General features: G+C 58.8%; 16 protein-coding genes and 1 pseudogene. 2 read left to right on the forward strand and 15 right to left on the reverse strand.

Going from position 1 to position 16,816, the window contains the following annotated elements; all coding sequences use genetic code 11:
• Positions 1–50 precede the first annotated feature (50 nt).
• Both dinG and rhlB read right to left on the reverse strand, forming a co-directional pair.
• Positions 51–2,180 carry an ATP-dependent DNA helicase DinG gene (gene dinG, locus CTT34_RS11060; protein ID WP_159342489.1) on the reverse strand — a complete coding sequence of 710 codons (2,130 nt, stop codon included), beginning with the start codon at positions 2,178–2,180 and terminating at the stop codon, positions 51–53.
• A 5-nt stretch (positions 2,181–2,185) separates the two neighbouring features.
• Positions 2,186–3,460 (reverse strand): ATP-dependent RNA helicase RhlB, encoded by a 1,275-nt coding sequence (gene rhlB / locus CTT34_RS11065; RefSeq protein ID WP_159342490.1) that lies wholly within the window; start codon positions 3,458–3,460, stop codon positions 2,186–2,188.
• A 145-nt stretch (positions 3,461–3,605) separates the two neighbouring features.
• Here rhlB and CTT34_RS11070 point away from each other — a divergent pair, with 145 nt between their 5' ends.
• Together CTT34_RS11070 and xthA are read left to right on the forward strand one after the other, a co-directional pair.
• Positions 3,606–3,854, forward strand: coding sequence for a hypothetical protein (locus tag CTT34_RS11070; RefSeq protein WP_159342491.1), 249 nt, complete (start codon positions 3,606–3,608; stop codon positions 3,852–3,854).
• Positions 3,854–4,681: an exodeoxyribonuclease III gene (gene xthA, locus CTT34_RS11075; protein ID WP_159343765.1), complete on the forward strand. Its 828-nt coding sequence runs from the start codon at positions 3,854–3,856 to the stop codon at positions 4,679–4,681. Before CTT34_RS11070 ends, xthA begins: the two co-directional genes overlap by 1 nt.
• 123 nt (positions 4,682–4,804) lie before the next feature.
• Here xthA and CTT34_RS11080 read toward each other — a convergent pair whose 3' ends face one another.
• From CTT34_RS11080 to CTT34_RS11140, 13 genes and pseudogenes are all read right to left on the reverse strand, one after another.
• Complete coding sequence (locus tag CTT34_RS11080) at positions 4,805–5,962, reverse strand: tetratricopeptide repeat protein (RefSeq protein ID WP_368026774.1); 1,158 nt, start codon at positions 5,960–5,962, stop codon at positions 4,805–4,807.
• Positions 5,963–5,969: 7 nt separating this feature from the next.
• Complete coding sequence (locus CTT34_RS11085) at positions 5,970–6,722, reverse strand: energy transducer TonB (protein ID WP_159342492.1); 753 nt, start codon at positions 6,720–6,722, stop codon at positions 5,970–5,972.
• Positions 6,719–7,126, reverse strand: a complete 408-nt coding sequence (locus tag CTT34_RS11090; RefSeq protein ID WP_159342493.1) for an ExbD/TolR family protein — start codon at positions 7,124–7,126, stop codon at positions 6,719–6,721. The genes CTT34_RS11085 and CTT34_RS11090 overlap by 4 nt, the downstream gene beginning before the upstream one ends.
• Positions 7,119–7,661, reverse strand: a complete 543-nt coding sequence (locus CTT34_RS11095) for a MotA/TolQ/ExbB proton channel family protein (protein ID WP_159342494.1) — start codon at positions 7,659–7,661, stop codon at positions 7,119–7,121. The genes CTT34_RS11090 and CTT34_RS11095 overlap by 8 nt, the downstream gene beginning before the upstream one ends.
• 1 nt (position 7,662) lies before the next feature.
• Positions 7,663–9,023 (reverse strand): annotated as a pseudogene (locus tag CTT34_RS11100) (MotA/TolQ/ExbB proton channel family protein).
• Positions 9,020–9,799, reverse strand: coding sequence for a DUF3450 domain-containing protein (locus tag CTT34_RS11105; protein ID WP_159342495.1), 780 nt, complete (start codon positions 9,797–9,799; stop codon positions 9,020–9,022). Before CTT34_RS11105 ends, CTT34_RS11100 begins: the two are co-directional and overlap by 4 nt.
• A gap of 216 nt (positions 9,800–10,015) precedes the next feature.
• The gene (gene nrdF, locus CTT34_RS11110; protein ID WP_159342496.1) at positions 10,016–10,987 is read right to left on the reverse strand and encodes a class 1b ribonucleoside-diphosphate reductase subunit beta; all 972 of its coding nucleotides are present in this window, start codon (positions 10,985–10,987) and stop codon (positions 10,016–10,018) included.
• A 41-nt stretch (positions 10,988–11,028) separates the two neighbouring features.
• Positions 11,029–13,224, reverse strand: a complete 2,196-nt coding sequence (gene nrdE, locus CTT34_RS11115; protein ID WP_174788525.1) for a class 1b ribonucleoside-diphosphate reductase subunit alpha — start codon at positions 13,222–13,224, stop codon at positions 11,029–11,031.
• The gene (gene nrdI / locus CTT34_RS11120; protein WP_159342497.1) at positions 13,191–13,640 is read right to left on the reverse strand and encodes a class Ib ribonucleoside-diphosphate reductase assembly flavoprotein NrdI; all 450 of its coding nucleotides are present in this window, start codon (positions 13,638–13,640) and stop codon (positions 13,191–13,193) included. The genes nrdE and nrdI overlap by 34 nt, the downstream gene beginning before the upstream one ends.
• 9 nt (positions 13,641–13,649) lie before the next feature.
• Positions 13,650–13,871: a glutaredoxin-like protein NrdH gene (gene nrdH / locus CTT34_RS11125; RefSeq protein WP_058577666.1), complete on the reverse strand. Its 222-nt coding sequence runs from the start codon at positions 13,869–13,871 to the stop codon at positions 13,650–13,652.
• 253 nt (positions 13,872–14,124) lie between these two features.
• Positions 14,125–14,736, reverse strand: a complete 612-nt coding sequence (locus tag CTT34_RS11130; RefSeq protein ID WP_159342498.1) for a superoxide dismutase — start codon at positions 14,734–14,736, stop codon at positions 14,125–14,127.
• Positions 14,737–14,951: 215 nt separating this feature from the next.
• Positions 14,952–15,878 (reverse strand): electron transfer flavoprotein subunit alpha/FixB family protein, encoded by a 927-nt coding sequence (locus tag CTT34_RS11135; protein ID WP_159342499.1) that lies wholly within the window; start codon positions 15,876–15,878, stop codon positions 14,952–14,954.
• A 45-nt stretch (positions 15,879–15,923) separates the two neighbouring features.
• On the reverse strand, positions 15,924–16,673 hold the full coding sequence (locus CTT34_RS11140) for an electron transfer flavoprotein subunit beta/FixA family protein (protein WP_062373473.1): 750 nt from the start codon (positions 16,671–16,673) through the stop codon (positions 15,924–15,926).
• Positions 16,674–16,816 lie beyond the last annotated feature (143 nt).

A 16,816-nucleotide genomic window follows, 5' to 3' on the forward strand; every position in this document is an offset into this window, starting at 1 on the left:
GCCGCTCGCCGGGACGTGTTCGTTTCCCATCCCCTAACGCGACCTATCGACTACGCCTGTATATCCCGCTTGAAAGGCGGCAGCGCATCCAACAATGCCTGACCATAGCGCCGCGTGATCACACGGCGATCCAGCAAGGTAATTACCCCGCGATCACTCTCTTTTCGGATCAAACGACCACATGCTTGCACGAGCTTGATCGACGCATCCGGCACGCTGATACGCATAAAGGGATTGCCGCCCTGACTCTCGATCCATTCTGCCAGCGTCGCCCCCACGGGATCATCGGGCACGGCAAACGGTAGCCGGGTAATCACGACATGGGTGAGGTAATCCCCCGGCAAATCGATCCCCTCGGCGAAACTTGCCAAGCCAAAAATCACGCTCCCCTTGCCACCATCCACCGCTGCTCTGTGTCGCTCGATGAGCTCTCGTTTGGGCAGTGCGTCTTGGGCCAAGATGCGCTCTTTTGCCGCGGCAGGCAGCGCTTTTTCGACCGCGCGCAGCTGGGCACGAGAGGAAAACAGCACCAGCGCCGCCTCCTCCTCGCCGAGCTGTGACACAAAGCTCACGATCGCACGCTCATGCGCTTCCCGGTCGCTAGGGTCCGTCGCCTCGGCGGGCACTCGTAAGACGGCGTTGGCATAGTCAAACGGGCTGGGCAGGGCCTGATAGCGGTATCGGTTTGCCAATCCGGCGCGCTCTTGCAACCGCTCGAAGCGGCCCAGCGCCGTTAACGTGGCGGAGGTCACCACGGCCCCGTGGCAGCGGCCCCACAAATGCTTGGCAAGCGTGTGCGCGGCCGACACGGGGCTGGCCGAAAACTCGATCTCTGGCTCCCCCGCCACACGGCTGAGGGTTATCCAGCGCGCGCTCGGTGGGGCATTGGGAGCATCCTGCTCGCTGAACGCTTGCCATAAGGCGTGGGCATCCAGTGCGCGGCCGTGAAGGAGTGCCATCAGCGGCAGCCAGGCCTCGGCTTGATCACGGTCCAAACCGGTTTGCTTATCCGGGTCGAGGCTTTCACGCAAGATATCGCTGATACTCTCCAAACTTCTTGAGAGAGTGGCAAACATGACAAGCAGCTGTTGCGCCTGTTCCCGCAACGCCTCAGGCACTTGGCCTTTCTCAAAACGCTGCTGGTGGCTAGCCTCTTCATCGGCAAGGCCGTTTTCCCGTCCAGCAAGCTGATGCCCCATGCTAAACACGTCGCCCAGCGCGGGCTCCAATCCATGCAGCAGTTCGGGCAACCCGGCCAGCAGTCGGGCAATGGTGGGTTGAACCGCCAGCCCCTGGTGCAAATCCGTCAAACTACTTTTCAGAGTTTTCAACCAGCGCAGACAGCCGTGCACGGCAAAGCGGTGGGCAAAGTGCGATAGCGCTTTGTCCGGCAGGTGGTGGCCTTCGTCGAAGATAAAGATGCAGTCAGCGGGGTCCGGCAAAATGGCACCGCCACCAAGCGCCAAGTCCGCCAACACGAGATCGTGATTGGCGACGATAACGTCAGCATTCTCCAGCTCTCGACGCGAGCGGAAAAAGGCGCAGGCACCGAAGTGGCCGCAGCGGCGACCGGTGCACTGGCGGTGGTCGACCGTCAGCTGTCGCCAGTGCGCGTCCTCGATCGACACCGGCCAGGTATCGCGGTCGCCTTCCCAATCGCCCTTCCCGTAGGCGTCGGCCATATCGGTCGCCAGGACGTTGAAGTCGCTGCTATCGGCTTGCAACGACTGCTCGAACAGCGACAGCGTTGGGTTGGGCTCACTGCCCTCCAAAGCTTGATCCAGCCTAGCCACGCAAACGTAACGTCCGCGTCCTTTGGCTAGAGCGTAGCGAAAGGCCACGCCGCTATGGCTCGCCAGTGAAGGTAAATCTTGGTTGAGCACCTGCTCTTGAAGGGCCACGGTGGCCGTCGACACGATGAGCCGTTTGCCCTGTGCCTTGGCGATGGGCAGCCCCGCAATGAGATACGCCAGTGTTTTGCCCGTGCCGGTACCGGCCTCCAGCACGCACACATGACTATCGCTAACGCGCTTTCCTTCGCTGTCGCACTCGATGTCCCCCAGCGTTCGGGCGATTTCGGCGATCATCAAGCGCTGCCCGTAACGGGGTGTGAGCTCGAGCTTCTCCACCACGTTACGGTAAGCCTGCTGAATATCGTTTTTTAGCGCGTCATTCAGCATTCGAATTACAGCATACCTTCCGGCGGGTGTTCGCAGGGCAGCTTACCGTTGATATAGCGCTCAATCTCTGGCAAGGAGAACGCGTCCTCTTCGCCCACGAAGCTGATCGACACGCCTTTGGCCCCTGCACGGCCGGTACGACCGATGCGGTGAACATAATCTTCCGGATCTTCGGGCAGCGTGTAGTTGATGACGTGACTCACATCTTCGATATGAATGCCACGGCCGGCCACGTCGGTGGCTACCAGCACCTGCACCTCCCCTTCGCGGAAGCTTTCCAACGTCTTGATGCGCTGATTCTGCGGTACATCACCAGACAGCATGGCCGCACTGACCCCGGCTTTTTTCAGCAGGTCGTCGAGTTTGCGCACGAGATCCCGGCGGTTACCGAACACCATGACACGCTCGAAGCTCTCCTGCTCCAGTAGCTTCACCAGCAGCCGCTGTTTGTCGTCGTCGGAAACGAGGTAAACACGCTGATCGATATCTGCCTGATTCTCGACGGTCACCTCGATCTCGACATGCGCCGGATTGAGCGTCCACTGACTCGCCAGATTGAGAATATCGTCCGTGAAGGTGGCCGAGAATAGGAACGTTTGACGCTCCTCTTTCTTTGGCGTGTAACGAATGATGCGCTTCACATCGGGAATGAACCCCATGGAGAGCATTCGATCCGCTTCGTCGAGCACCAGCACTTCGGTTTCGGAGAGGTCGATATCGCGTTTCTGGTGGAAGTCCAGCAGACGCCCTGGCGTCGCGACCAGGATATCGATCTTCTTACCCAGGCTTTCGCGCTGTTTTTGGTAATCCATACCGCCCACGACGCTGGCGACGTTGAGCTGAGTGAAACGCGCAAGTGCCTTGGCGTCTTTCTCGATTTGCAGCGCCAGCTCACGGGTCGGCGCAATGATCAGCGCACGGGGAGCCCCCGGCTTTTGACCATCCGGCGTCGGCTCTTCGAGGAAGTAAGCCATGACAGAGATCAAAAAGGCGGCGGTTTTACCGGTGCCCGTCTGCGCTTTACCGACGATGTCGCCACCTAACAGGGTGTGGCGCAGCGCTTCCGCTTGAATGGGCGTGCAGTACTCGAACCCCTGAGCATGTATCGCGCGCATCAAAGGCAGCGGCAGATCAAAGTCATGGAAGCGCCACTTGCCGGCGACGGCGGGCACCTGAAACTGACGAAGATCCCAGTTCGACTGACGACGACGCGGTTTCCGACGGCGACGTTTAGGCTTGCGGTTCTGGGCCGATGCTGTGGTCTGTTCCGACTCGCTCATAGGCTGTGTATCTGTCCATTGCTGTGGATGTTAGGCATCACGAAGTGCGCATTGTACCAGGGGTTGGCGATAAGAGCGCGCCCTGCTGTCGAAGGAGCACGCTAGCCTGTTAGAATGAGGCATACATTAACCCAAGGAGCGCGACATGACGCGTAAGAAAAAGACTCGTTCATTGGCGGATAAAGTGACGATCCGCACCGGTCGCCGCAAAGATTATAAAAAGTGGCGCCATGAGAATCCTGATCAAGTGACCTCGTCGCGCCGCTTCGTTGCCAAAAAGCAGCAGCAGCGTAAGCTTCAGGCCGTGCGCAAATTGGCGCGCCAGCAAAGCGGCCAAACGATCGCCATCCATCCTGACAAAGGGGGCGATCACTCACCAGGAGAGCCGTCTTGATGCGTTTGGTTTCGTTCAATATCAATGGGATTCGGGCACGGCTGCACCAGCTTCAAGCGCTGATCGATACCCAACAGCCCGATGTCATCGGCCTTCAAGAAACCAAAGTACAGGACAGCGAATTCCCCGTGGCCGACGTAGAAGCCATGGGCTATCACGTTTTTTACTATGGCCAAAAAGGCCATTACGGCGTTGCACTGCTGTGCCGCCAACAGCCGCAAGCGGTGTTTTACGGCTTTCCCGATGACGACGACGATGCCCAGCGGCGCATGATTGGCGTCAAGTTGCTCGCGGAAGACGGCGAGCCGGTCACGGTATGGAACGGCTACTTCCCTCAAGGCGAAAGCGTCGATCACCCCACCAAGTTTCCGCACAAAGCGCGCTTTTATCAACAGCTCGCCAACCTGCTCAATACTCAGCACGCTCCCGAAGAGCGACTGGCGGTCATGGGTGATTTCAATATCTCACCTGAAGATCAGGATATCGGCATAGGCGAGACCAACCGGAAGCGCTGGCTGCGGGAGGGCAAAACCAGCTTCCAGCCCATCGAGCGCGAATGGCTGGAAGGCATCAAAGCGTGGGGGCTGAGCGACAGCTACCGTCTGTGCCACCCGAAAAATGACGAATGGTTTAGCTGGTTCGACTATCGCTCAAAAGGCTTTGACCGAGAGCCGAAGCGCGGTCTTCGCATCGACTACATCCTAGTTTCAAAGCCCTTGGCCGACTGCGTGACCGATGCGGGTATCGACTATCCGCTGCGGGCCATGGAGCGCCCATCGGACCACGCCCCCACCTGGAGCGACTTTTCAGTCACACTCCGTTCATGACGCTGCAAGCGCCGGAGGCTCACCACCGGCGCCCGCTTTAAGATACGACGATGGCTGTTCAAACCTAGCAAGGTCTTGAGAGCAAGGCAGTCGAGCCACTTAGAGCGACGGCTTAGGCAGACATCATTCAAAGTACGCGAGCCACTGCTCTGCTTGGGCATCCCCTAAATTGGCCGCTTGGGTCAGCGCAGCTTCGGCTTGGCGATCCTCTCCCCACCCATAGGCTAGCTGGCCGTACTGCCGCCAATCGCTTGCTGAATCAGTCAACGTTGCCAACTCTCGCCACGCCTCGAGCGCCTTGTCGACATCCTTGGCCTGTTGCCAAGCCGTGGCGCGCAAGCGAAGCGTGGCTTCATCGCGGGGAAGCGTGCCCGCCTCTAGAGCCGCCTCTAAATGCTCGGCAGCGCGTGCAGGCGTCCCTCCGGCCATATGCAGCTCGATCAGGGTGCGGCGTTCCTCTGGCGTAGAAAACTTACCCAACTGCCAGGCTGCTTCCCAAACGGCGGCGGCCACACCTATCTGGCCTGCCTGCTGGGCAAGTCCGGCTGCTTGGCGCCATGCATCGGGGTCGCTGTCGGCATTCAACCCGCCCAACAGCCAGCTCAGCGCCTGTGCGTTATCTCCTGTGTTTCGGAGTACGACATTGGTGAGCGTTTGCTGGTCAGCGGTCAATTCCCCTTGTTCAAGCAGCGGCGCCAGCCACTCCATGGCCTGCTCCCAGCGCTCCTCTTCTGCCAACAGACGCACGAGCTGCCAAGCCGTGTCCGCGTAGCGATCACTGCCCGACGACTCGGATAGCCACTGTTCATACAGGGTAATGGCCCGATCTCGTTCGCCTGCGGCGCGGCGTAGCGACGCTTCGTCCCGCAGCCAGCGACGCAGCTGGCTATCGGGAACGCTAGGCCGTTGGCGGGCGCTGGCCAGCTCATCGGCAGCAGCAAGAGGATCGCCCTGGCGCACCAGCGCACTGGCGGCTAGCTGATGATAAAGCGCGCTCGCCCATTGATCCGCGCGATTACCGCCCGAAAGCCGCTCTGACTGAGCTCGCGCATGGGTGATGATACGGCTTAGCACATCAGGGTCAGCAGAACCGCTTGGCTGGCTGGCCAACTGGCTCTGAAGCCGATTCAGGTCTTGAATCATGTCACCCGGCAGCGGCTCATTGGCCGTCGCGGTGATACTCAGCGCGCTCAGTAGTATGACGCCCATCCATTGCGGCATCGTACGTTGACGGTGAGCGACAACGATAGGGCTGGTTGACGGATTTTTTCTTAGCGACATGTCACCGCTACCTTAACTGGAACTCAATACGCTGGGTGGCGCGACGTAACTGCTGACTGGGCTCGAACTGCCAGCGCGCAATCGCTTCTCGTGCGGCGTCTTCGAACACCCGGCGAGGCTGGGCATTGGTCACTCGAATGGAGCTTCCATCGACACTTCCATTACGCTGGATGACGAATTCCACCTCCACGAATCCCTCCATACCGCGGCGCTGTGCACGAGGCGGATAAGACGGATTGACGCGACTCGTCGGAGCTACTTGCCCCACACTCACCGGCTCGTTCGAGGGCGCAGGCTCTGCCGCCGGGGCCGCTTCCTGCTGCGCAGTGGCAGGCTCAGGAGACGGGGCCGCCGTTTCCGTAGGTTCGGGGACGGGTTCCGGCGCAGGCTCAGGTGCTGGCTGGGGCTGCGGTGTAGGCTCAGGGCGCACCTCGGTCAGCTCCGGCAGCTCGCTTTCCAACTCGACGGGCTCTACCGGCGCGTCGGGTAGCTCCACGTCTGGCAGCGCAATCGCGCTAGTGGCGACCGGCGCAGGGGCTGGCGTCGGCATGGTCGGTGGCGGGGGAGCGGCTTGTGCAGGCGCCGGGGGGGGTGTCTCCTGTTCGGGCGCCACCTCCGGCGCTTCCACTACCGCCATGGACATCGACATGATGGGCTCTTCCACCTGCTGCTCTGGAGGAGCTACCAGTAGCGCTAGCATCCAGAAGAGCCCGATGGCCAGGGCAATACCGCCTAGCATCGATAACACATGCCGCATCATGGCCCACTCCGACTCGCTGCCACGGCGACCTGCTCGACACCCGCCTGCTGAAGACGGTCCATGACCTCGATCAACACGCCGGTCGTGGACTCTCGGTCGGCCTGAATGACCACCGAGCCCTCACCGCTCAGCATTCCAGCCACCTTCTGCCCAACGCGGTGAACGTCCACGGGCTGGCCATCCACCCAAACCGCCCCTTCCGGCGTGACGGCAACCAACACTTGGGCATCGGGGCGCGGGGTGGCGGCCGACGCCTCAGGGCGATCGATCTCCACTCCGCTCTCTTTGATAAAGCTGGTCGTGACGATAAAGAAGATCAGCATGATGAACACCACGTCCAACATCGGCGTCAGGTTCACCTCGTTGCTATCGTCAGCAGCCTCTATGGAACGGCGTCTACGCATCACTCTCCTCCAAGGCACGCGCTAAGCGGTCATGCAGACGCTGGTCTTCGCGGCGAATAACGTGCTCTAAACGGCTAATAAACAGCATACCCACCACCGCAATGGCCATGCCCGTCAGCGTAGGCAGCGTTGCCCGGGCAACGCCATCGGCCATGGCTCGAGCTTGATGGGTATCGCTCATCGAAAGGCTATCGAAAACGGCAATCATGCCCGTGACCGTCCCCAACAACCCGAGTAGTGGGCAAAGCGCCACGAGCAGCTTGATCCACGGCAGCGGCTGGCGCAGCTTGGCCACCAGCGCAGCACTCCATACATGGCGTAGCGTGCGCGCGCTCCAACTGCGGTGGTCGCTGCGCGCCGCCCAGCGGCGCACCAGCTCATGGCGTGATCGCCGCCAGCTAAAGCGGTAATACCACCACCGCTCGATCGCCATGGCGAACACCACCACGGCCACCAGCGCTAGCACTACGAGTACGGCACCACCTGCATCGAGCAGCCGCTCAACGGGCGCCAGCCAAAGGGGTAACGTAGGCATACTAGGTCACCGTGCGAGCATAGGCCGTCGATTGCGCTTCCAAGTGATCTGCCAGCGTGGCGCTTGACTCACCTTCGATCACCTGAGTAATGAAACGACTACGGCTAGACAGCGCCGTTTGGGCAAACAGCAGCGGTACCGCCGTCACCAAACCCAGTACCGTCGTGACCAGCGCCTGACTGATCCCCCCGCCATTAACTGCGGGTCGCCCGTGCCAAATACCGTGATGGCTTGGAACGTTACGATCATGCCCGTCACGGTGCCCAATAGGCCCAGCAGCGGTGCAATGGCGGCTAGCAGCTTGACGATGGGCTGACCACGCTCGATTTTAGGCAGCTCGGCGAGTACCGCTTCATCCAACCGCGCTTCCAGCGCCTCCGGGGTTTGATGTTTGTCCATCTCCTTGAAGCGCTGTAGAACACGCCCCAGAGGATTATCGGCACTGGGCTGATCCAGGGCTTGTCGCTGACGACGTACGCGTGCGCTAACCAACAACAGATACAGGTACTGCGCCAAAGCGACCAGCAGGCCGATGCCACCTAGCAGGACGACCACGTAACCGACATAGCCACCCTGCTGAAAACGCTCCCACAGCGAAGGCTGTTGAGCCAGTGCCTCCAGCACGCTGCCTTGGGTGGGGTCGATGGCAAACGCACGGCTCTCTCCCTGATGATACGCCGCCAGAAGCTCGCTGACCGCTGACGGGGTACGCGGCATTTCGGCGAGGGCGCCCTCCTCATCTTGCCCTTGCCGCAGCAGCGCAGACTCGGTGAAAGCGGCAAAATCACCCAGTCGAACGACGCTGCGCGGCGCTATGTCGCCGCTGGCATCCGCGACAGGCAATTCCAAGCGCTCGGCACGGCCCGTGTCCATGGTGAGAGCCGCCAAACGATCGACGACAGCCTCGATGTGCGGACGCTCCAACACGTCGACATCGTTTAAACGCGGTGGCAACGCATCGGCTTCGAGCGTTAGCCAGCTATCCCCTCCCAGCTCGTTGCGAAGTTCTTCACTGTGACGCGTTAGATCTGCCAATAGCGCCGTCAATGCCTCGCCCTGCTCCTCTTGGCGCTGAGCAAGTGCCTGCGCCTGCTCGTTCTGCTCGTCCTGCTGCGCTTCGAGCGCAGCCTGCTGCTCTTCGGCAGCCGAGTGGGCATCACGCGCCTCTTGCAAAGCGGCCTCTAACGCGCCTTGATCGTCCAAGAAAGATTGAAGACGCGCTTGATCACGCGCTTGGGCAGCCTCGCGAGCCTCTCTTAACGAGCCGACATCGTCGCTTTGGGCCATACCAACGTTGCTGCTCAACGCGCTGACCAGCAGCGTGAGGCAGAACCAGGCCTTGGGGCGAGAAAACAGACTCATGGCTGCGCTCCTTGGTCGTTAGCCGTGATCGAGAGTGGGAGCTGTAGAAGTTCTGGGGTGCGCTGGTCGGCCGCAATCCGCAGTCCGTTACGCACCTGGCGGCGAGCAGCCTCGTCGAGCGCGAGCCACGTCCCCTCTTCTTTATCCCAGACCCCTCCTTCGCGGCCATCGGGCGTCACGTAGTAAAAGCCAATACGGCCAATCCTCAGGTACTCCACTTCCCTGGGGGAAGCACCCGCTATTTCCAAACGGCCACGCCAGCTATCGACCTCGCGCCCATAGGCGAGCTCCGCCCGCCAGGCTTCGATTAGGCTTGCAATACGTTCGGCGCTACCCGCTTCGGGACTACCCGCTGACGCCACTCGGGCGAGGCGCTCATCGGTCAAAAAAGGCAGGTCTGACTCGATCCAACGGGTAAGCTGTTCGGTCATGTCCTGTTCGATCATGGGCAGCGCTGCGCGGGTATCGCTCAACGTATCCAGCGCTTGATTCAAGCGTTGCTGGCGTTCGGCCTCACTGGCCAAGCGGCTACTGAGCGTGGCGTTAGCAGCTTCCATCTGACGGGTTTCCCGCTCCAGGCGACGCAGCTCCTCAATAGCGGACCGTGTGGCTTCATCCGCACTATCGATTTGCTGTTGCAACTCAGACTGGGCTTGCTGGGCCTCGACACTTTGGGCCGCTTGATCCATCGTCTCATCACTTGCCATGAGCGTACCGCTGACTAGCACGCCCGCTAGGCAACATCCACGCAAGGCAAAGAAAGGCCTGTTCAGCACGTTATGTCTCCGTCACTGCTCAGCGCGCCATCAACCTCGGCGCGCTAAAACTCATTAAGTATAAGAACGATTTGCGTTTAACGCGTGCAGCGCATAGCGTACCACTAATAGAATTAATGACAATATTTATCATTAACATTCACTGACAGTAACTCGAACGGCAGGCATAAAAAACGGGAGCCTTCGGCTCCCGTAGCGGGCATCACAGCACGACCCTCAAAACGCCCAGTCGTCGTCTTCGGTGGCGACGGCTTTACCAATGACATAGGAGGAGCCCGACCCGGAGAAGAAGTCGTGGTTCTCATCCGCGCTGGGAGAGAGCGCGGCCATGATCGTTGGGTCGACGTCCGTCACGCTGCTGGGGAACAGCGGCTCAAAGCCCAGGTTCATCAGGGCTTTGTTGGCGTTGTAGTGAAGGAATTTCTTCACGTCTTCCGAGAGCCCCACTTCATCATACAGCGACTCGGTGTAGCGAACTTCGTTGTCGTACAGCTCCAGCAGCAGCTCGTAGGCGTAATCTTTGACTTCCTGCTGACGCTCGGGCGTCTCTTCTGCCAGTGCCTGCTGGAACTTGTAGCCCACATAGTAGCCGTGTACCGCTTCATCACGAATGATCAGACGAATCAGGTCGGCGGTGTTGGTCAGTTTGGCGTGACTGGACCAGTACATGGGCAGATAGAAGCCCGAGTAGAACAGGAACGACTCCAAGAAGACGCTCGCTACCTTACGCATTAGCGGATCGTCAGAGCGATAGCGATTCAAAATCAGCTCTGACTTCATCTGCAGCGTCGGATTCTCTTCGCTCCAGCGGAAGGCATCGTCTACATCCCGCGTGGCACACAGCGTCGAGAAAATCGAGCTGTAAGAGCGCGCATGCACCGATTCCATGAAAGCGATATTGGTGTATACCGCTTCTTCATGGGGAGTGCGAGCGTCATCCATCAGCACGGGGGCGCCCACGCTGCTTTGAATGGTGTCCAACAGCGTCAAACCGGTAAACACGCGAATGGTGAGCTGTTTTTCCTGCTGTGTCAGCGTGTTCCACGACTGGATGTCGTTGGAGAGCGGTACTTTTTCTGGCAACCAGAAGTTGCTGGTCAGACGGTTCCACACCTCGAGGTCTTTATCGTCCTGAAGGCGGTTCCAGTTGATCGCATTCACTCGCGACAAACGTTGCATTATGGTCATCAGCGTTCTCTCACAAACATCATCTTAAAAGCGTTACCCGATCACAGCGTGCAGGAGACGCAGCCTTCCACCTCGGTGCCTTCCAGGGCACTTTGGCGTAGGCGGATGTAATAAAGCGTCTTGATACCTTTACGCCAAGCGTAAATTTGCGCCTTGTTGATATCCCGCGTGGTGGCCGTATCCGGGAAGAACAGCGTCAACGAGAGGCCTTGGTCCACGTGCTTGGACGCTTCTGCATAGGTATCGATGATTTTTTCAGGGCCGATCTCGTAGGCATCCTGGAAGTAATCGAAGTTCGCCTCGTTCAAGAACGGGGCCGGATAATAAACGCGACCCAGCTTGCCCTCTTTGCGAATTTCGATTTTCGCTGCCACCGGGTGAATGCTCGACGTGGAGTGGTTGATGTACGAGATAGACCCCGTTGGCGGTACCGCTTGCAGGTTACGGTTGTACAGGCCATGCGCCATCACCGAGGCTTTCAGCGTTTGCCAATCGTCTTGCGTGGGCAGTGCAATACCGCTGCGCTCGAAAAGGTGACGGACTTTCTCGGTACGCGGCAGCCACGCCTGGTCGGTGTACTTATCGAAGAACGTACCCGATGCATAGGTAGAGTCTGCGAACCCGGCAAAGGTCTCACCGTGTTCGATGGCCAACTGGTTCGACGCACGAATGGCATGGAACGCAACGCAGTAGAAGTACAGGTTTGTGAAGTCCAACCCTTCTTCTGAGCCGTAATAAATATGCTCGCGAGCCAGGAAGCCGTGCAGGTTCATCTGGCCAAGACCGATGGCGCGCGATTTGGCATTACCCTCGGCGATGGAGGGAACGCTGCGCAGATTACTCATTTCAGACACGGCGGTCAGGCCGCGAATGGCGATCTCGACGCTGGTGCCGATATCACCGGAATCCATCACCTTGGCGATGTTCATCGAGCCGAGGTTACAAGAGATATCTTGCCCTACCTGACGGTAGCCCAAGTCGTCGTCGTACTCGGTCGGCGTGTTAACCTGCAGAATCTCGGAGCACAGGTTACTCATGTTGATACGGCCCGCAATCGGGTTGGCGCGGTTGACCGTATCTTCGAACATGATATACGGGTAGCCAGACTCGAACTGCAGCTCAGCCAGGGTTTGGAAGAAGGCGCGAGCATTGATCTTGTGCTTGCGAATGCGCGCGTCGGCCACCATTTCATGGTACTTCTCGGTCACGCTGATGTCGCCAAACGGCACGCCGTAGACGCGCTCAACATCGTATGGCGAGAAGAGGTACATATCGTCGTTGCGCTTGGCCAGCTCGAACGTGATATCGGGAATGGTCACGCCCAGCGACAGCGTTTTGATGCGGATTTTCTCGTCCGCGTTTTCACGCTTGGTGTCCAAAAAGCGCAGAATGTCCGGGTGGTGGGCGTTGAGATAGACCGCTCCGGCACCTTGACGCGCACCAAGCTGGTTGGCGTAGGAGAACGCGTCTTCCAGCAGTTTCATGATCGGAATGATGCCCGACGACTGGTTCTCGATACGCTTGATCGGCGCGCCGGATTCGCGAATGTTGCTGAGCAGGAAGGCCACGCCGCCGCCACGCTTGGAGAGCTGCAGCGCGGAGTTGATGGAACGCCCGATGGACTCCATGTTGTCTTCGATACGCAGCAAGAAGCAAGAGACCAGCTCGCCCCGCTGGCGCTTACCACAGTTCAGGAAGGTGGGCGTCGCAGGCTGGAAGCGGCCGCTGATGATCTCGTCGACCAGCGACTTGGCCAGCGCTTCATCGCCACGCGCTAGCGTGAGCGCCACCATGCAGACCCGGTCTTCATACCGCTCGAGATAACGTTTGCCGTCGAAGGTTTTGAGCGTGTAGCTGGTGTAGTACTTGAACGCACCCAAGAAGCTCGGGAAGCGGAATTTGTACGCATACGCCTGCTCGAACAGCGCTTTGACAAACGTAAAGCTGTACTGCGCCAGCACGTCGGCTTCGTAGTACTGCTCTTCCACTAGGTAGTCCAACTTCTCTTCCAAGGAGTGGAAGAACACGGTGTTCTGATTGACGTGCTGCAAGAAGTACTGGCGCGCCGCTTCGCGGTCTTTATCCAACTGCAGTTCGCCGTTGGCACCGTACAGGTTCAACATCGCATTCAGCGCATGGTAATCCAGCGTGCGCGCCTCGGTGGCTCCCGCAGCAGGGCGTTGATCTGCCGAGTTTTTTGCAGCTACGTTCTTAGAGACTGAGCTTGACGTTTCCAAAACTCTTCTACTCCTTTGCGGACCTTGGCGACATCGTCATCGGTACCAAACAATTCAAAACGATAAAGCAGCGGCACTTGGCACTTTTGGGCAATGATTCGCCCCGCCAAACCGTATGCGTCACCAAAATTAGTATTACCAGCAGCAATGACACCTCGTAAGAGGTGTCGGTTGTGCTCGTCATTTAAAAACCGAATAACCTGCTTTGGCACAGCCCCATTGGCCGAGCCACCTCCGTAGGTGGGGGTAACCAATATGTAGGGCTGCTCAATGCGTAGCGTCGGGGCTTCACGATGTAACGGCAGCCGCTGTGCACTTAAACCAAGCTTTTCAATAAAACGATGGGTGTTGCCTGACTTGGTGGAAAAATAGACCAGCGTACCTGCCTGCTCGGCTTCCACGTCAGCAGCGTGCATGGGTGACGATTACGCCAACGCTTGGATGCGGTCCGGACGGAAGCCCGACCAGTGCTCTTCACCGACGACCACGACAGGCAGCTGGCGGTAACCCAGCGCTTCGACTTCTGCTTGAGCACCCGTTTCGGCGGTAATGTCGATGACGGTGTAATCAAGGCCTTGCTTATCCAGCGCGCGATAGGTGGCCGTACACTGTACACAGGCAGGCTTGCTATAAATTTGGATTTCCATGGCTATTTTCCCTTTTCATAGCGGCAATTTTCAGGTAGTGCGCAGCGCTTGCTCTACCCCTCTAAAAGTCACCACGCATACTATATATAGACCAAGAGAAAATCAATTCAAGCATATATGGTATTTTTTCATCCACAGGTTATTGACAGTTCATGCCCAGCGCTATACCCAGACACAAAAAAACCGCCCCCCTGGTAGGGAGCGGCTTTCCAGCGGTGTCAGTAACTGACACCGCCCTCACAGGTCGTGAGTATTAGGCGATGGCGGCTTGGTAACGACGCTCGACATCTTCCCAATTCACCACGTTGAAGAAAGCATCCACGTAGTCTGGACGCTTGTTCTGGAACTTCAGGTAGTACGCGTGCTCCCAAACGTCCAGACCGAGTACGGGCGTGTTGCCGTGCATCAACGGGCTATCTTGATTGAGGGTATTTTCGACGACCAGCTTTTTCTCAGGCGTGACGGACAACCATGCCCAGCCGCTGCCGAAACGGCCCAGCGCGGCTTTTTTGAAGGCGTCTTTGAACGCATCAAGGCCGCCCAGCTCTGCGTCGATGGCTTTAGCCACGTCGCCATGCGGCTGGCCGCCACCGTTGGGTGACATCATTTGCCAAAACATGGAGTGGTTAGCGTGGCCGCCACCGTTGTTGATAACGGCTTGGCGCTTCTCTTCGGGTACGCGATCCAGATTCGCCACCAGCTCTTCCACCGGAACGTCTTCTAGACCGGTGCCTTCCAGCGCACCGTTCAGGTTGGTGACGTAGGTGTTGTGGTGGCGAGAGTGGTGAATTTCCATCGTCATCGCGTCGATGTTCGGCTCGAGAGCATCGTAAGCGTACGGCAGTTCAGGAAGGGTATGTGCCATGCTATCTTCTCCTTGAGTGGCTTCTGTTGCGTTCACTACATTAGGTGTGGTCTTACTCCACCCTTTTCAACCACCGCCCCGGCAATTTTTTACCATCGGCGGCAAATCTTTGTCCCAGTACCTTAGTCAACTATTGTCAGTTTATCGAACCCGCCCGCAATAAAAAAGCCGACTTCTGGCGAAGTCGGCTTTTGACAGGCAGCAAGTTCAATGACTTACAGCTTGCTTTCCAGCTCCGGCAGGATCTCGAACAGATCCCCGACCAGGCCGTAGTCTGCCACCTGGAAAATCGGCGCTTCGTCGTCTTTGTTGATCGCGACGATCACCTTGGAGTCTTTCATGCCCGCCAAGTGCTGAATCGCACCTGAAATACCCACCGCAATGTACAGCTCAGGCGCGACGATCTTACCAGTCTGGCCCACCTGCATATCGTTGGGTACGAAGCCAGCGTCTACCGCCGCGCGGGAAGCGCCAATGGCCGCGCCCAGCTTGTCGGCAATGCCGTCCAGCAGCTTGAAGTTCTCGCCGTTACCCATGCCACGGCCACCGGAGATGACGACCTTGGCACCGCCGAGTTCCGGGCGGTCGCTCTGGGCCAGCTCTTCTTTGACAAAGCTGGATTGGCTGTTGTCAGCGGCGAACGCTACCGCTTCCACGGCTGCGCTGCCGCCCTGGCCCACCGCATCGAACGCGGTGGTGCGCACGGTAATGACTTTCAGCGCGTCGTCACTTTTGACCGTGGCGATAGCGTTACCGGCATAAATCGGGCGCAGGAAAGTATCGGCGTTCTCGACGCCGATCACATCCGACAGCTGGCTGACATCTTTCAGGGCCGCCAAGCGTGGCAGGACGTTTTTACCGGTGGTGGAGGCGCTGGCCAGTACGTGGGTGTAATCACCCGCCAGCTCCACCAGCAGCGCGCCCATGGGCTCGGCCAGCTGGTGGGCGTACACGGCGTTGTCCGCCACGCGTACTTTGCTCACGCCGTCGAGTTTGGCGGCCGCGTCAGCGGCGGCCTGGACGCCTTCACCGGCGACCAGCACATCGATATCGCCACCAATGGCTTGGGCCGCTGCCACGACGTGGGCGGTGGCGCTGGCCAACTGACCTTCATGAAGGTCGGCAAGTACCAGAATGCTCATAGAATTCACTCCTTTCAAAGCATGTCGATCAACGTCACGCCGACCTTAGATCACTTTGGCTTCGTTTTTCAGTTTGTCGATCAGCTCGTCGACCGAGGCGACTTTGATACCGCCTTTACGCTCGGCGGGGGATTCCACTTTGAGCAGCGTGACCTTGGAGGCCACTTCCACGCCGTAGTCAGCGGGGGTTTTGACATCCAGCGGCTTTTTCTTGGCCTTCATGATGTCCGGCAGCTTGGCGTAGCGCGGCTCGTTGAGGCGCAGATCAGTGGTGACGATGGCCGGGAGTGTCAGCGCGACGGTTTGCAGGCCGCCGTCAATTTCACGCGTCACGTTGACCTTGTCACCATCTACCGCGACTTCTGAGGCGAAAGTGCCTTGCGGCAGGTTAGTCAGCGCGGCGAGCATCTGGCCGGTCTGGTTGTTGTCGGTGTCGATGGCCTGCTTGCCGAGGATGACGAGGCCGGGCTGCTCTTCGTCCACCACTTTGGCCAGAAGTTTGGCCACCGCCAGCGATTCGGCGCGTTCGTCGGTTTCAATATGAATGGCGCGGTCAGCCCCCAGCGCCAGTGCGGTGCGCAGCTGCTCTTGGGCGGCCTTGGGGCCCACGGTCACGGCCACGACTTCGGTGGCTACGCCCTTCTCTTTCAGGCGCACCGCCTCTTCCACGGCAATTTCGCAGAAGGGGTTCATGGCCATTTTGACGTTGGTAAGGTCCACATCAGAATGATCCGCTTTGACGCGGATTTTGACGTTGTAGTCGATGACGCGTTTCACCGCGACGAGTACTTTCATAGGTTCCTCGCTTGGCTCGTGATAGAAGCCGTTAACCTGACTAGGCGCCGCCACCTAGTGGCCGCGCTCAAAATTCATGCAAGCGTTTGATAGGCTAGTAAATGAAAAACCCTATCAATTTGCCACAGCCTACCCACCAGCAA

Source organism: Halomonas meridiana (assembly GCF_009846525.1).
Lineage (GTDB): Bacteria > Pseudomonadota > Gammaproteobacteria > Pseudomonadales > Halomonadaceae > Vreelandella.

What these genes read in the sequence shown, in the direction of transcription:
- dinG (WP_159342489.1), bottom strand. Translation starts at nt 2,180, where the DNA reads ATGCTGAATGACGCGCTAAAAAACGATATTCAGCAGGCTTACCGTAAC.
- rhlB (WP_159342490.1), bottom strand. Translation starts at nt 3,460, where the DNA reads ATGAGCGAGTCGGAACAGACCACAGCATCGGCCCAGAACCGCAAGCCT.
- CTT34_RS11070 (WP_159342491.1), top strand. Translation starts at nt 3,606, where the DNA reads ATGACGCGTAAGAAAAAGACTCGTTCATTGGCGGATAAAGTGACGATC.
- xthA (WP_159343765.1), top strand. Translation starts at nt 3,854, where the DNA reads ATGCGTTTGGTTTCGTTCAATATCAATGGGATTCGGGCACGGCTGCAC.
- CTT34_RS11080 (WP_368026774.1), bottom strand. Translation starts at nt 5,962, where the DNA reads ATGTCGCTAAGAAAAAATCCGTCAACCAGCCCTATCGTTGTCGCTCAC.
- CTT34_RS11085 (WP_159342492.1), bottom strand. Translation starts at nt 6,722, where the DNA reads ATGATGCGGCATGTGTTATCGATGCTAGGCGGTATTGCCCTGGCCATC.
- CTT34_RS11090 (WP_159342493.1), bottom strand. Translation starts at nt 7,126, where the DNA reads ATGCGTAGACGCCGTTCCATAGAGGCTGCTGACGATAGCAACGAGGTG.
- CTT34_RS11095 (WP_159342494.1), bottom strand. Translation starts at nt 7,661, where the DNA reads ATGCCTACGTTACCCCTTTGGCTGGCGCCCGTTGAGCGGCTGCTCGAT.
- nrdF (WP_159342496.1), bottom strand. Translation starts at nt 10,987, where the DNA reads ATGACCATAATGCAACGTTTGTCGCGAGTGAATGCGATCAACTGGAAC.
- nrdI (WP_159342497.1), bottom strand. Translation starts at nt 13,640, where the DNA reads ATGCACGCTGCTGACGTGGAAGCCGAGCAGGCAGGTACGCTGGTCTAT.
- nrdH (WP_058577666.1), bottom strand. Translation starts at nt 13,871, where the DNA reads ATGGAAATCCAAATTTATAGCAAGCCTGCCTGTGTACAGTGTACGGCC.
- CTT34_RS11130 (WP_159342498.1), bottom strand. Translation starts at nt 14,736, where the DNA reads ATGGCACATACCCTTCCTGAACTGCCGTACGCTTACGATGCTCTCGAG.
- CTT34_RS11135 (WP_159342499.1), bottom strand. Translation starts at nt 15,878, where the DNA reads ATGAGCATTCTGGTACTTGCCGACCTTCATGAAGGTCAGTTGGCCAGC.
- CTT34_RS11140 (WP_062373473.1), bottom strand. Translation starts at nt 16,673, where the DNA reads ATGAAAGTACTCGTCGCGGTGAAACGCGTCATCGACTACAACGTCAAA.